This is a genomic window from Priestia sp. 3CA3, from assembly GCF_056836725.1.
This window is the reverse complement of record NZ_JBXENJ010000006.1, coordinates 212,579-227,224: the sequence shown is the minus strand read 5'-3', so window position 1 is coordinate 227,224 and position 14,646 is coordinate 212,579. Positions and strand designations below refer to the sequence as shown.

The window sequence follows — 14,646 nt, the reverse complement described above, 5'->3', positions numbered from 1 at the left end:
TTTGTTACGTGCAGTTAATCATCTTCAAACTGTATAGCAATGGTTTGATCATTTTCTATCTTATTCAGTCGAATTTCCAATAAACCATTTTTGTACTTAGCGCGAACTGGTTCGTCCGTGTAGTGAAAAGGAAGTTTGACCGTGCGAGAAAATACGCCTGTATGGCGTTCGTTCAGCTTTAGCTTTTGTTTAGATGCTTCATAAGCATAAGGAACGTTCCCTTCAACTGTTAATATATTTGCGTCCAACTTAATTTGAATGTCGTTAGTGGAATGTAGTCCAGGAACTTCAACGACGATAATGCCTTCTTTATCGGTTTCATATAAATCGACGTTTGGAAATCGCTTTGGCAAGATGTGATTTAAATCGCTCCAAAAGTGATTTCCAAGCATATCTTCTACCTTATGCTGAATTGAACCCCAATCAATCTCTTCATATTTTTTACTCAAAGGAACCCCTCCTTATATTCACGTAAATTCCTTCTATATATATGAAAAAAAGAAAATTCAATGCCTGCTTACAAAGAATGAGAAAAATGCGTAAATAAGTGAAAAAATGTGAGGAAAAAAAGAGATTTTGAGTGAAAAAGAAGGATTATGTAGAATAAAAAAAGTATAATTACGTATAGAGCTTTCTATTATTCTAAATGAAAGCAAGTATGTGAAGGGGGAAGTTGAGATGAGAGAAAAGCGTACATCCAGTGGTTTTCTATTAAAACAACGTGCTTTCTTAAAATTATATATGATTACAATGACGGAGCAAGAGCGTCTGTATGGCCTTCGGTTATTAGATGTGTTGAGAGATGAATTTCGACCTTTTGGATTCAAACCTAATCATTCTGAGGTATACAAAGCTCTTCATGACTTGATTGAAGACGGTGTCCTCAAACAGGTGAAGCGTAAAAAAGAAGGAATGAAGCTTCAAGAAGTGGTTTATTATACATTTACAAATGAGGGAGAAGAGAAAGCTAAATTATATAAAAAACAATTAAAAGTAGAGCTGGAGCGGTGTGAAGCTATGATTCAAAAAGCTATTCGTGACAACTTCGGGTCCAAATGAACGTGTCTTTAGTTAGAAAAGACACGTTTTTTCTATAGCTGATTTTGTCGTCTTATGTCGGAATAAAAGTTATAAAATGGGTACAAAGTAGTGTAAAAGATGGATATATAGTTATATTATGGATAAAATACACACTTTTAACATATATGGATGAATTCGATTTTAAAGATTATGCACTATTCATAAATAGTGTACGAATTGATATGATACAAAGTGTATATAAATCTATTTAATGCGTTATTTGCCATATTTTAAGAACTTATAAACCGTTATCAGACCATCATTGAAGCATTTTGGTTTTAGCAACTTTGACGAATTTGACTAGATTTGTATCGAGAAGATATTATTTGTTTACTATGAAAGGAATGGATTTTATGAAGTCTACAGGAATTGTAAGAAAAGTAGATGAATTGGGTCGCGTAGTAATTCCTATTGAATTGCGCCGTATTTTAAATATCAACACAGGTGATCCAGTAGAAATATATGTTGATGAAGATATTATTATTTTACAAAAGTATAGCCCGTATGGTGCTTGCTTAGTAACTGGGGAAATTACGCGTGAAAACTTAACCTTTGGTAATGGAAACGTTGTGTTAAGTAAAAAAGGTGCGGAACAGCTTTTACAAGAGTTAGAGCGTACCTTAAATAAATAAGAAGTTTTAGGTCTTAGTATAAGGAAGAATATCCATCCATCTTTAAACCAAAAAAGAACGTTCTTTTAAGAACGTTCTTTTTTGGTTTAAGCCGTTCGAGAAGATTTATCCTCCTCTAGCAGCTGCTTTTTTTGTATTTTTATCAAACGATACGCAAGTCCTGTTGCTCCTGCAGCGAGCCCAGCAATTAGTCCAACCCAATAGCCAAACGCCTGCAAATCGGTGTATTTTGCTAACACAATGCCTAAAGGTAGACCAATTACCCAATAAGATACCAAGGACATTAAAAAGGTTACATTTACATCCTTATATCCTCGCAGCGCACCTTGAATAGGAGCTTGAAGAGCATCAGAAAGCTGAAAGAAAATTGCATAAATCAAAAAGTGAGAAGTTAATGCCAGTACCTCTGCGTCTTTTGTATATAAGGATGCTACGGATTCTCGAAGAGTAAATAAAAGACCTGCGCAAACAAAAGCCATGCCAACAGCAATTGTTATACCAATTCTGCTATAGCTTCGTGCATCCTGATTCCGTTTAGCACCCGCTTCAAATCCTACAACGATTGTTAAAGCCATCGAAATACTCAGTGGAATCATATAGAGAAATGAGGCAAAATTAATAGCTGCTTGGTGAGAAGCGATTGTAATGGTATTATATGAGCTCATAAACAGCGTGACAGCTGAAAAAATACTTGTTTCGAAAAATACGGAAAAACCGATAGGTAAACCAATTTTTAATATTTCTTTCCAGGCAGAAAATGAGATACGGTGAAATTTTTTAAATAAACCGAAGCTAGAAAAAGGCTCTTTTTTATGAATAATTAAAATCGATATGACAAGTATGCACCAATATGTGATGGCCGTTGCATAACCAGAGCCTACGCCACCCAAGTGAGGGAAGCCCAGCTTACCGAAGATTAATACATAGTTTAAAGCCACATTAATCGGAAGCCCTAAAATGGTGACCAGCATAGACGTACGAGTTTGCCCTAAAGCATCAATAAAGTTTCGTAAAACCGTATAAATAAAAAGCGGAATAATACCAAAAGATAAAGCGATTAAATACTGTTTGGCAATGCGCATCACGTTTGCTTCTAAATTCATTCCTTTTAAGATAGGACTAACAACAAAAAAGCCGATTAAAATGATAACAGCGGCCATTAAAATGGAGACATAAAGCCCTTGAATGACAGAGAACGGAACTTTTTTCTTTTGATTAGCTCCCACCAGCTGTGCAACAATTGGCGTAATAGACATTAAAATTCCGCTTAGCCCTGTAAAAACAGGCACCCATAAGCTCGAACCAATTGCTACCCCTGCCAAGTCATCTGCACTAACTCTTCCTGACATCATCGTATCAAAGAAAGTCATTGAAAACATTCCAAACTGGGTGACCAATATCGGAAATAAAATAAAAACGAACTGCTTAACTTTTTGAGACGTTGAAAACGTTTGTTGCATTAAAAAACCCCCAATTTGAAAACATTTACACCAAAAAGCATTATATCACGCAAAGGCTTGTTTTTGCTAAGAGTTCTGACAATAAATTCAAAGAATGTATCCATAAAGAACACACTTTGAAAGGAAGTAAAAGGTAAAGTAGTATATGATTTTAATTTTGAGACGCGGTGGGATATGATAGAAAGTATAGTAGTTATCATTTAACGTGGAGGGATACGTGTGGATTTACAGTTGCAAAGTAAAAATGTACTCATTACCGGTGGATCAAAAGGGATTGGGAAAGCTATAGCTGCTTTGTTTATTCAAGAAGGAGCAAACGTTGGAATTGCTGCAAGAGGAGAGGAAGCATTACAGCATGCACAGTCAGAATTAGAAAACGTACGTACATATACAGCAGATCTAACAAACGAAGCGGATAGAGTTGCGTTAATTAAGAAATTCATTAACGACTTTGGGAGTATTGATATTTTAATTAATAACGCTGGAGGAAGTAATGGAAGCACGGCAATGGAAACAGATTTATCTCTTTTTCAGGAAGCAATGGAGCTAAACTACTTTTCAGCTGTCCACTTGAGCAAGCTAGCAGCAGCTCGTATGACAAAAGATGCGGCAATCGTTAATGTTACGTCTATTTTTGGGAGAGAAAGTGGAGGCAAAGTTACGTACAATAATGCAAAAGCAGCGCTTATCAGCTTTACAAAGTCATTTGCAGATGAAATGATTTCTAAAGGAATTCGTGTAAACGGTGTTGCTCCGGGAAGCATTTTGCACGAGACGGGTAATTGGAAAAAGAGAATGGAGGAAAATCCGGAAAAGATTAAGCAGTTTGTTGAAAATGAAATACCAGCGGGCCGCTTTGGAGAGCCAGAAGAAGTGGCAAACGCCGTTGTTTTTTTAGCATCTTCTCAAGCTTCATGGATAGTAGGTGCGACGTTAAACGTAGATGGTGGACAGTCAAAAATGAACTTTTAAAAAAAGTGCAGGAATTTCCTGCACTTTTTCATTATCCAATATCTTTTTGCATACGAGGAATCTGAAAATCTTCATTAATTGCGTCCGCTGTAAGCTGACCTGATAATGTCACCATCGGCACGCCGCCTCCAGGGTGTGTAGAGCCTCCTACAAAATAAAGGTTAGAAAGAAGCTGACTTCTTGCCGGAATTTTAAACCCTCCATTTTTCTTACGGTCAGTTGCTACGCCATAAATGGACCCGCCGTTAGCGCCGTAAAGCTCTTGGATATCGTTAGGAGTAAACGTATATTCAAACTCAATGCTGGAACGTAAGTCTTCTAATCCCATTGCCTCAAGCTTTTTTAGTACGACATCACGGTAGCGGTCTTTTAATGCAGCCCAGTCGTCGCCTTCTTTTAAAGGAGGTACATGAGTAAGAACGAACAGGTTTTCTTTTCCTTCAGGAGCTTGCGTAGGATCTGATTTAGATGATACGCCAATGTAAATTGTCGGATCCATCGCTATTTTCCCTTTGTTAAAGATTGTATCAAACTCTTCTTTCTGATCCTTTGAGAAGAAGAAATTGTGATGTTGAAGCTGCTTGTACTGTTTGTTAACCCCTAATAAAAGAACAAGGCCAGAAACAGTAGGTTCAAATTTTGCAAGCTGCTGAGTTTGCTTAGCTGCTTGCGCATGATTTTTTAATAAATAGCGGTAAGTTGGAATGGCTTCTAGATTAGATACCACAACATCTGCTGATAGGCTTTCACCGTTTTCTAGTGTAATTCCAGTTGCCTTTGCTCCGCTTGTTGTGATTTCTTTTACTGGCGTATTTAGATGCACAGTGACGCCAAGTTCTTGAAGGAGCTTATCCATCGCTTCAGCAATTTTGTACATTCCGCCTTTTACGTAATAAATACCTAACCCTAGCTGAACGTGAGCAAGCTGCGTTAATACAGCTGGCGCATGATAAGGAGAAGAACCGATGTACATAATTAAAAAATTAAACAATTGACGCAAATGTTTGTTTGAAAAATATTTGCGTGTAGTAGCATCCATAGATCTCATTGGATCCATTTGAAGCAGTTCTTTTACCGTGTGCATCGTTCGTAAATCGTGCAGTCCAGATAAACTTTTTTTATAAAAACTTTTTAAGTTCGATTCGTACATTTTATTTGCATAAGATAAATAGTCAAAAAAACCTTCAATGTCTTCTGGAGCAAGTTCTTGAAGCTGCTGAAGCATGCGAGGAAGGTCACTGGTCAAATCAATTTGTGTTCCATCTTGGAAAAAAGTTCTCCACTGAGGCTCAATTCGTTCTATTGTCAAGTAGTCGTGGATATTGCGGCCTGCACTGTCAAACAGCTGCTCTAGCACCCACGGCATTGTTAAAATAGAAGGTCCCGTATCGAAAGAAAACCCTTTGCCGCTGCGAATATTTAACTTACCCCCAATTCGCTCGCTTTTTTCAACGACTGTTACATCATATCCATCAGCTGACAGACGAATAGCAGCTGACAGACCACCTAAACCTGCGCCTACAACAATTACTTTCTTTTTCATCTTTTTCCTCCTTATAAAACAAAAGCGAGTTGTCAACAATGTGTATAAAATGACTTCACGCAAAATAAAAATAGGTCTACAACTTTTTATTTTGTCCAGTTCGCTAATTTTCATACGTGAAGGAAAGGAGAAAGAGATGTCTTTTTTACTGGTTGCTTTTGTCTTGACAGGTACGCTTGTCATCACTATCCCTACATTTAAACGTGTAAAAATAGTAAGAAACGATATGTCATGTTTGTCCATTATTATTCCAGCTAGAAATGAAGAAAAAAACCTTACCTTTTTATTGCAGTCACTCCAGTTACAGAACGCTGACTTTGAAGTGATTGTTGTAGATGACAACTCAACAGATCATACTGAGCGGGTAGCCAAAGCATTTGGCGTGAAAGTAGTGCACCCGGGGACACTTCCAGCTGGATGGTTAGGAAAGTCATGGGCATGCTGGAATGGAGCAAGAGAAGCAAAAGGCTCGGTGCTTTTGTTTTTAGATGCTGATCTTACAGTAGAGAAAGACGGAATTGAAAAAGTATTTTTCTACTATCAACAGCAAGGGGGGGTGCTGTCGGTTCATCCTTATCATCTTGTTAAGAGGCCTTATGAAATGTTTTCTGCTTTATTTCACTATGTTACGTTTGCATCGATTGGCGCTTTTCACCCCTTTAAAAATTGGAAAAGTCCTTCCGTCGGTTTCGGGCAGTGCTTGCTTTGCAGCGCAGCCTCCTACTTTCAAAGCGGAGGCCACGAAGGGATAAAAAAAGAAGTGGTTGAAAATATGGCACTGGTTGAGAAAATGAGCAAACAAGGTGAATTTATTACGTGTATGAGTGGACAAGGAGCTCTTTCCATGCGCATGTATCCAGATGGTATGAAAAGCCTGATAAGAGGGTGGAGTAAAAGTTTTGCTTCAGGTGCGGGGAAAACGGAAGCCATTTATTTATTTCTAGTAAGTTTATGGCTTACTAGCATGATTAATTATGTTCTTTTTTTACCTACTCTATGGAATCAACATGCAGGCTTGGCAATTAGCAGTTATGTTTGCTATGTCAGTCTCTTATTTAATAGCTTAAGAAAAATAGGTTCGTTTACTTTTTTTTCTTTGTGCTTATTTCCTATTCACATGCTGTTTTTTCTGGGCCTATTCGTATGGTCTTTCATCCAAACAGCGGTGAGAAAGCAAGTTAAATGGAAAGAACGCAGCATATCTATAGAAGAAGAAAAAAAGAAGAAAGTGATAAAATGACAGGCGCTCAGCTCTTAATTAATATCATGGCATGGTTTGTGATTCACATGTTCATCGCCTACAGGTGCACAAAAATTTCTGCCTTTTATTTAAAAAAAGACCTTGCGCTGTTTAAGGTTCACAGCTGGGAAACAGTTGGAATATATAAAAAATTCGGGGTACACCGATGGAAAACGTGGCTTCCTGATGCAGGAAAGCTATTTAAACGAGGGTTTTATAAAAAGAAATGGGAGAGTAGAACGAAGGAATATGCACAGCTTTTTTTAATGGAAACAAATCGAGCAGAGTTAACTCACTGGATCAGCATACTTCCTTCTATTCTTTTTTTTATATGGAACTCTCCTTCTATAGGTGTTTGGATGGTTATTTATGCGATTATTGCAAACGTACCGTTTATTTTGGTTCAACGATATAATCGAATACGGATTCATCAAGTCGTTTTAAAACTCAAACGAAATTAATTAACATGCCTTTGGCTCCGAGTAGGGGCCTCGGTTTTTATCTTTTTCTCCTTATTTGAAGACAATAATTTCTTGGATAAAAGAAAAAAAGAAGCAAAGGCGATATAAATACTAAAAAACACTAAAAATCCCCATAAGCCTGCTATGGCATCATCAAATTCCATGTTGCCTCGAGTGGTAATTCCTTGCTGAATTTCAATAGCAAAAACTAAGACAAGCATAACCGTAAGAGTGTAGATAAAAGAAATAGCTGTAATACTAAATTTCCATTTTGACAATAATTTAAAGATCATATAAACGCTTAAAAACGTGAGCAGTCCAATAATGCCAATAATCCAGAAGTGAAGTTCTTTATCTGAAAGAGAAAATCCTAGTAAATAAAAAATATAAATTAATCCATCGTGCAATACATTAATAATATTTGTAATGAAAACAATACATTCTTTCATTTTTTCTCCTTTATAAAAATGTAAGACGTTTAAACTTCTAGGTATACAAGTATACGTAGCCCGTACTCATTCCAATTTTATATAAAAAATGCACTTTCTAGATCAAATATTAAAGAGATCTGAAATTTCAAATAATATTTATAATTTATATTATAAACAAAAAGGTAAAAAAATAAAAATTTTCGATGCAAACTGACACATTTTTTTCATATTTAAAGAAAGAAATAACTCAGAATATGTGGTTTACTGTAGAAAGAAAAGAAAATAAGAGGCATTGATATAACAAATATTCACAAGTGCTTTTATGCATTCTCTTGTAAAGCAGAAGGAAAACTAAGGCAAGTGTTAAATTTATATGTATAGTGGACAAAATAAAAAATAAATATAAAATAGTGAAACCTAAAGAGAAGCTGTCCGTATTAAATAGTGAGAAGAAAAAAGCGCAGGATATATTTGTGTTTGTAAGCCGATAGAGCTGGGAATAAGAAAGTAGTTATTTTCTCACGTTTGGTGAAAATTATACGTAGCGGTGTTGACAATTTTTTTTAAAGAGTTAAAATGTGAAAGAACAGATTAGCTCTCTTACATTTTTTGTAAGGGAGATTTCTTTTTACATTTACTATAAAAATAAAAGTGAGCTTAAATTTCAATAGAGACAGAGGTGGGAATATGAAACAGCTCATGACAAACGGTAAAAATATTTTTTCGAAACAACTGCCGTTATTTCTAATTGCAGTTTTGTTGTTTTGGATTAAAACGTATACCGTTTATCGTATCGAATTTAACTTAGGGCTAGATAATTTTATGCAAAAGTTCTTACTTTTCATAAACCCAATTGGTTCGGCAATTTTCTTTTTTGCCATTGCATTACTATTTAAAGGGCGCGGAAAAGTACGAGCACTGCTTGGAATGAATTTTTTACTTTCATTCATCCTGTACGCAAATGTAGTATACTATCGCTTCTTTAATGATTTTATTACTGTTCCTGTATTGACTCAGTCAAACAACTTTGGTCAATTAGGCGGCAGTGCTATGGCTTTAATTAGCCCAACTGATATTTTATACTTCACAGATTTCTTTATTCTTTTAGTTTTAGTATTATGGAAAAAAGTTGACTTACCAGCAACAATTAGTCGACGTACTGTGACAGGTGTATTTTTATCAGGGATTTTATTCTTAAGTGCCAACATCGCACTAGCGGAAATGGATCGTCCTCAACTATTAACAAGAACATTTGACCGCAACTATTTAGTAAAATATTTAGGAACGTATAACTATACGATCTATGACATCATCCAGAGCTCGAAATCTTCAGCACAGCGCGCGCTAGCAGATAGCAGTGATGTGGCTGAGGTAGAGAACTATGCAAAAGCAACGTATGCTGAACCGAACAAAGAATATTTCGGTCAAGCAAAAGGCAAAAACGTTATCTATATTTCATTAGAATCACTTCAGTCATTTATGATTGGTTATAAGTTAAATGGTGAAGAAGTAACGCCATTCTTAAATTCACTATTAAAAGATCAGAACACAATGTATTTCGATAACTTCTTCCATCAAACAGGGCAAGGTAAAACGTCAGATGCTGAATTCATGATGGAGAACTCATTATTCGGCTTACCTCAAGGTTCTGTATTTACAACAAAAGCAAATAACACCTATCAGTCGCTATCTGGTATTCTAGATCAGCAAGGCTATACAACATCTGTGTTCCACGGAAATGGAAAATCGTTCTGGAACCGTGATGAGATGTATAAATCAATGGGTGTAGAAAAATTCTTTGATTCAGCTTATTACAATATGTCAGACGAAGATACGCTGAACTATGGTTTAAAAGATAAACCTTTCTTTAAAGAATCAATGCCGTACCTAAAAGGCTTAAAGCAGCCATTTAGCGCGAAGTTCATTACGTTATCAAACCACTTCCCTTATCCATTAGATAAGGAAGACCAAACGATTGGACCTCATAATACGGGAGATAAGTCAGTTGACCAATACTTCCAAACGGCTCGTTATTTAGATGAATCAATTAAGCAATTCTTTGAGGACTTACAGGCCTCTGGCTTAGCAGACAATACGATGGTTGTGATGTACGGTGACCACTATGGTATTTCTGAAAACCATAAGCGTGCAATGGGCAAAGTAATGGGTAAAAACATCAATGATTTTGAACAAGCTCAACTGCAGCGCGTACCATTATTTATTACTTCACCAGGCCTTAAAGGTGGCGTAAATCATACGTATGGTGGAGATGTAGATGTTCGTCCAACAGTGATGCATTTATTAGGTCTTGATACAAAAGACTATATTGACTTTGGTACAGACTTATTATCAAAAGAACATCAGCAAGTTGTACCTTTCCGTAACGGTGACTTTGTTACACCGAAGGTAACAAAAGTTGATCAGAAAGTGTATGACAACGCAACGGGCAAGCAGCTTTCAGATAAGGAAGCGAAACAGTATGATAAGTATGATGAACTAGTTAAGAAAAAGCTAGAACTATCAGATAAACTTGTTTACGGAGACTTACTCCGCTTTCATACACCAGAAGGGTTCAAACCAATTGAACGTTCGAAGTATGATTACAACAAGCGCGAAGATCAATAAAAAACAGGCAGCTATAAAAGCTGCCTGTTTTTTTGTTTTGTGAAACTTTTAAGGGATTTATCCGTATATAAATTATAACAGTAATCGTTTTAAGAGATGGGAAGACAATGGTATAATATGTATACGTTTAAAAGTTCGGTCACATTTAAGATAGGAGTGAAAGCGATGAAAGTCGTTCGAATCATAAAAAAGATTCTTGCCATTTGGGTAACAGGAGCAGTAGCCGTTCCGGTCAGCTATTTTGGATTCAGTACCACGATGATTCAATCCGTTGGCATTAGTGTAGGAGTAATGGTCGTGATGAGCCTGTTTTTTATTATGAGCAGTGCTCGACGTCATTATCAAAATCCATATAGAGAAGAAATTGCATACGTGCGTCATCAAGTAAAAGAGGCAAGAAAGCAATTAAGAACCATTGGAAGCTATCGTTTTAAAATTCGGTCTGTTCATATGTGGACAGAACTTTCTAAACTATACAAAGTAGGCAAAAGCATCATTGAAATGGTAGAAAAAGAGCCCGCACGATATAAAGATGTTCAGCCCTTTTTTACGAACTACTTACAATCAACGGTTACCGTCATTGAAAGGTATATGTTTTTATTATCAAAACCAACGAAAAGCATAGAAGTAAAAGAAAGTCTTCATGAAGCGGAAGACATGCTGCGCGGGTTATCAGGGAAGTATGAGCATTTATTAACAAATGCTCTTTCACAAGATAAGCTGACATTAGATGTAGAGCTTAAAGTGCTAAAGCAAGCATTTGAAGAAGAGCAGCCGTATATACCGACAGCTACTAATCGCACAAAGTAATGTAAATGCAAAGGATGGGATTTTATGATGAAAGAATATGATCAAAATAAATCGTTAGATGCGCTGCTTGATGATCCTTTTGCTTCGCCTACCCCGCAGTTACAACAACCGGATACTCGCGCTGCAAAAAGAAGCACATACGATGATTTGACACCGGAATATCAGGAAAAAGCACAGAAAATTGCAAATCAAATTGATTATAAAAATCAGCAGGCTATCTTACAGTACGGGGTAGCAGCTCAGTCAGAACTATCTCAGTTTTCCCAATCTGTACTACAGCATGTTCAAACGAAAGATACAGGACCAGTAGGAGCCGTTATAGGAGATTTGATGAGTAAGATTCGCCAAGTAAATCCCGATGACTTTTCTTCAAAGAAAAAAGGAGTCATCGGTCGATTGTTTTCAGGAGTCTCTAGGCCTATTCAAAATTTATTAACAAAATATCAAAGCATTAATGTTGAAATTGATAAAATTGCAGATAAGTTAGAGCGCTCAAAACAAATGCTGTATCGAGACATTACAATGTTAGATAGCTTATATGATAAAAATAAACAGTTTTATGAGGCGCTTAACGTTTACATTGCAGCGGCAGAATACAAGTTAGTGGGGCTGCAGAATGAAACGCTGCCCCAGCTGCAGCAAACAGCCTCTCAAAAAAATGACTACTTGATGGCTCAGGAGGTCAATGATTTAAATCAATTTATCAATAGACTAGAAAAACGAGTGCACGATTTAAAGCTGAGCCGTCAAATTGCCATTCAAAGTGCACCGCAGATTCGATTAATTCAAGAAGTCAATCAGACCCTTGTGGAAAAAATTCAAAGCTCTATTTTAACAGCTATTCCACTTTGGAAAAATCAAGTAGTCATCGCAACCACTTTATTGCGCCAAAAGAAAGCAATGGAAGCCCAAAAACAAGTATCTAAGACAACAAACGACTTGCTTACTAAAAATTCAGAGCTGCTCAAGCAGAATACAATTGAAGTAGCTCGTGAAAACGAGGCAGGGATTGTCGATATCGAAACATTGAAAAAAACGCAGTCCGACTTGATTACTACGTTAGAAGAAGTACTAAAGATACAAGAAGAAGGGCGTACAAAGCGTACCGAGGCAGAATCAGAGCTGTATCAAATGGAAAAAGATTTAAAAACCAAACTGTTAGATATGAAATAAAGAAAAAGTCGGTTTACACACTTTGTAAACCGACTTTTTTTCTGTTTTATGCATTTTGAAGTGTTTTCGCCATTTCCAAAAACGGAGTTAAATCCCTTTCGGATTTAGGAGCAAAGATCGTTAATCGGAAAGTAGGGTGTTGATTTTGCTTTCGAACAAGAAAGCCGTATGCATTACTTTTATCATCGGACGCTTTGTACGCAGCTTCTATCTCTAAGCTAGATTGAATGAGGTGCGTGTCAAGGGAAGCCACTTCCGAAAAGCCAGCTCTTAAAATTTCTTTTGTTTCTTTCTTCAGCTCCTCTACACTTTTATTTGAGGGAAACACTTCAATCCGCATCCACAAAGCATCATTTTTTTTATTGTAAATGACATCTTTTCGGGGCTCTTCTTCTGTAAACTCGTATCCTTCTAGTACGTAAAGCGTATAGTTTTGATTACTGCTTCTTTTAAGATAACCTACATCTGTTCTGCTGCTTCCTTTGTAAGGATAGGTGAAGTTTTGCTGTGGCAAGCGTTCTCTTGGAATTTCTTTTTGTGTGTTGATAAGCTCTTCGCGAAAAGCAGTTGAACAGCCACTCATCAAACATATAAAACAAACAAGAAATATCTTTTTTTTCATAGCTGGCTTCCTTATCTATTTTCATTCATGCGTTTTTACTGAGTTAACAATTGAAATTAACTTTTTTTCATCATCGGAATTTTTAGCCGTAACCATCGTGATTTTTAAAGCAGGGTGCCCCTTTGTTTCTCTTAATACATATAGTTTTGCCGTTTCTTTTTTACTCCCAGACATAGATGCAAACACAACGGGTTGAATAAATGGGGATGTAGAAGAAATTTTTAACGATTTTCCAAACTGGTCATCAAACAATTCTTTTGAACGATCTAGATATGGTGTGCTTGTACTTTCTTTCCCGGAAAGGACTTCAATTCGCATCCACGTATAGGGAGTCTTGGTTGAAAAAAGAATATCTTTTCCATCTTCTTCTTTTTGAAGCGTATATTCACCGGGCAATGAAAGAGAATATCCTTGTTCGCTTACGGTGAGCTGCTGATGTTTCTCGTTGCTTTCACTGATTGCTTTAACAGAAGGCAGTATAACCATGGTTCCGCTTATCATTAACAGAAGCGCTAAATAAAATTTTCGCATGTATATATCTCCTATTCAAAACGCTAGACAGCGTGTAATTACTATATAAAAATGTTTTCGCCATGTTAGAACCCGTAGGTTTATTTTTGACTTTTTGGTAAAGCTAAAAACACAATCAATTAGTAATGGAGAGAAGACTATGAAAAACCGTAAATCAACTTCTGCAGCTAATCGCCGTCAACAGCGCGTGTGTTTGGGTGATGAACGATTATTTGCAGTTGGTATTAAAGCGTTTATTGACAATACGCATGAATCACACCTAGACAAAAAAGGAGGTCATTGAGTGAAATGGTGCTTGTCAATTATTATTATTGTTTCCATTAATTTCTACGGTATTCAGGTGGATGCTGCAAAGAAGAGCAGATTTTATTATGAAAGAAAAGGAGATATCGTGTGGGAAGTTCCCATGAAAGATGAGAAGTTAATTGCGCTTACATTTGATGATGGACCAGATCCTAAATATACGCCGACTATTTTAAATTTATTGCAAAAATACGGTGCCAAAGCAACTTTTTTTGTAGTCGGCGATCGAATAACGTCATTTCCCAAGCTTGCTCAAAGAGAAGTTCGTGAAGGTCATGAACTTGCTAATCATACATATAGCCATTTGAAAGTAAGGGGCCAGGAAGTAGAGAGAATTGAACAAGAAATTGAAAAAGCGGATGAACGTATACAAGCTATTACAGGAATAAAACCTTACCTGTTTCGTCCACCTACTGGTTATTATGACGATCGGGTAGTAAAAGCTGCTAAAAATCAGCAGTATACGATTATTCTTTGGTCTTGGCATCAAGATACATTTGATTGGAGAAATCCAGGCGTCGGTAAAATTGTAAGTCAAGTGCTTAACCATGCCAGGTCAGGAGATATTGTATTGTTTCATGATACGGGAGGAGATCGAACTCAAACCATTGAAGCATTAAAACAAATTTTACCGAAGTTAAAAGAAGAGGGGTATAAATTTGTAACGGTCTCAGAACTTTTAAAACATCATCCCAATTATAAATCTCTTTATTTGATGCAACAGCAAAAACAGCACTCCGTTCAATAAGCGGGTGCTGTTTTT

Annotated in this window: 16 protein-coding genes; 10 read left to right on the top strand and 6 right to left on the bottom strand. The window is 36.6% G+C overall.

All coding sequences use genetic code 11. The features are described 5' to 3' along the window. Nucleotides 1-14: 14 nt before the first annotated feature. Entirely contained in the window at nt 15-449 is a 435-nt protein-coding gene (locus tag AC1VNJ_RS17555) for an Hsp20/alpha crystallin family protein (RefSeq protein ID WP_013082862.1), read from the bottom strand. A gap of 229 nt (nt 450-678) precedes the next feature. Between AC1VNJ_RS17555 and AC1VNJ_RS17550 the strand changes: the two genes are divergently transcribed. Together AC1VNJ_RS17550 and AC1VNJ_RS17545 are read left to right on the top strand one after the other, a co-directional pair. Further along, the gene (locus AC1VNJ_RS17550) at nt 679-1,059 is read left to right on the top strand and encodes a replication termination protein (RefSeq protein ID WP_013056721.1); all 381 of its coding nucleotides are present in this window, start codon (nt 679-681) and stop codon (nt 1,057-1,059) included. Between the two features lie 374 nt (nt 1,060-1,433). Further along, entirely contained in the window at nt 1,434-1,712 is a 279-nt protein-coding gene (locus AC1VNJ_RS17545) for an AbrB/MazE/SpoVT family DNA-binding domain-containing protein (protein ID WP_025752053.1), read from the top strand. 86 nt (nt 1,713-1,798) lie between these two features. Here AC1VNJ_RS17545 and AC1VNJ_RS17540 read toward each other — a convergent pair whose 3' ends face one another. Then, nucleotides 1,799-3,172 carry an MATE family efflux transporter gene (locus tag AC1VNJ_RS17540; RefSeq protein ID WP_028413627.1) on the bottom strand — a complete coding sequence of 458 codons (1,374 nt, stop codon included), beginning with the start codon at nt 3,170-3,172 and terminating at the stop codon, nt 1,799-1,801. Nucleotides 3,173-3,391: 219 nt separating this feature from the next. On the opposite strand from AC1VNJ_RS17540, the gene AC1VNJ_RS17535 reads away from it, so the two are divergent. Further along, on the top strand, nt 3,392-4,144 hold the full coding sequence (locus tag AC1VNJ_RS17535; RefSeq protein ID WP_033578776.1) for an SDR family NAD(P)-dependent oxidoreductase: 753 nt from the start codon (nt 3,392-3,394) through the stop codon (nt 4,142-4,144). Between the two features lie 31 nt (nt 4,145-4,175). On the opposite strand, the gene AC1VNJ_RS17530 is transcribed toward AC1VNJ_RS17535, so the two are convergent. Beyond that, nucleotides 4,176-5,687, bottom strand: coding sequence for a phytoene desaturase family protein (locus tag AC1VNJ_RS17530; RefSeq protein ID WP_033578777.1), 1,512 nt, complete (start codon nt 5,685-5,687; stop codon nt 4,176-4,178). 136 nt (nt 5,688-5,823) lie between these two features. Here AC1VNJ_RS17530 and AC1VNJ_RS17525 point away from each other — a divergent pair, with 136 nt between their 5' ends. Further along, entirely contained in the window at nt 5,824-6,927 is a 1,104-nt protein-coding gene (locus AC1VNJ_RS17525) for a glycosyltransferase family 2 protein (RefSeq protein WP_033578778.1), read from the top strand. Beyond that, nucleotides 6,870-7,388, top strand: coding sequence for a glycosyl-4,4'-diaponeurosporenoate acyltransferase CrtO family protein (locus tag AC1VNJ_RS17520; RefSeq protein ID WP_228307693.1), 519 nt, complete (start codon nt 6,870-6,872; stop codon nt 7,386-7,388). Before AC1VNJ_RS17525 ends, AC1VNJ_RS17520 begins: the two co-directional genes overlap by 58 nt. On the opposite strand, the gene AC1VNJ_RS17515 is transcribed toward AC1VNJ_RS17520, so the two are convergent. Beyond that, nucleotides 7,385-7,837 (bottom strand): hypothetical protein, encoded by a 453-nt coding sequence (locus AC1VNJ_RS17515; RefSeq protein WP_013056728.1) that lies wholly within the window; start codon nt 7,835-7,837, stop codon nt 7,385-7,387. The genes AC1VNJ_RS17520 and AC1VNJ_RS17515 overlap by 4 nt on opposite strands. A 669-nt stretch (nt 7,838-8,506) precedes the next feature. Here AC1VNJ_RS17515 and ltaS point away from each other — a divergent pair. From ltaS to AC1VNJ_RS17500, 3 genes are all read left to right on the top strand, one after another. Then, the gene (gene ltaS, locus AC1VNJ_RS17510) at nt 8,507-10,444 is read left to right on the top strand and encodes a lipoteichoic acid synthase (RefSeq protein ID WP_013056729.1); all 1,938 of its coding nucleotides are present in this window, start codon (nt 8,507-8,509) and stop codon (nt 10,442-10,444) included. Between the two features lie 165 nt (nt 10,445-10,609). Continuing rightward, nucleotides 10,610-11,254 carry a 5-bromo-4-chloroindolyl phosphate hydrolysis family protein gene (locus tag AC1VNJ_RS17505; protein WP_033578779.1) on the top strand — a complete coding sequence of 215 codons (645 nt, stop codon included), beginning with the start codon at nt 10,610-10,612 and terminating at the stop codon, nt 11,252-11,254. Between the two features lie 24 nt (nt 11,255-11,278). Further along, nucleotides 11,279-12,427 carry a toxic anion resistance protein gene (locus tag AC1VNJ_RS17500; protein ID WP_482641115.1) on the top strand — a complete coding sequence of 383 codons (1,149 nt, stop codon included), beginning with the start codon at nt 11,279-11,281 and terminating at the stop codon, nt 12,425-12,427. Nucleotides 12,428-12,473: 46 nt separating this feature from the next. On the opposite strand, the gene AC1VNJ_RS17495 is transcribed toward AC1VNJ_RS17500, so the two are convergent. Both AC1VNJ_RS17495 and AC1VNJ_RS17490 read right to left on the bottom strand, forming a co-directional pair. After that, complete coding sequence (locus tag AC1VNJ_RS17495; RefSeq protein WP_033578781.1) at nt 12,474-13,049, bottom strand: hypothetical protein; 576 nt, start codon at nt 13,047-13,049, stop codon at nt 12,474-12,476. Between the two features lie 21 nt (nt 13,050-13,070). After that, nucleotides 13,071-13,580, bottom strand: a complete 510-nt coding sequence (locus AC1VNJ_RS17490) for a hypothetical protein (protein ID WP_033578782.1) — start codon at nt 13,578-13,580, stop codon at nt 13,071-13,073. Between the two features lie 139 nt (nt 13,581-13,719). Between AC1VNJ_RS17490 and AC1VNJ_RS17485 the strand changes: the two genes are divergently transcribed. Further along, on the top strand, nt 13,720-13,863 hold the full coding sequence (locus AC1VNJ_RS17485) for a hypothetical protein (RefSeq protein WP_013056734.1): 144 nt from the start codon (nt 13,720-13,722) through the stop codon (nt 13,861-13,863). Then, nucleotides 13,864-14,631: a polysaccharide deacetylase family protein gene (locus tag AC1VNJ_RS17480; RefSeq protein ID WP_033578783.1), complete on the top strand. Its 768-nt coding sequence runs from the start codon at nt 13,864-13,866 to the stop codon at nt 14,629-14,631. The last annotated feature ends 15 nt before the right edge of the window (nt 14,632-14,646 follow it).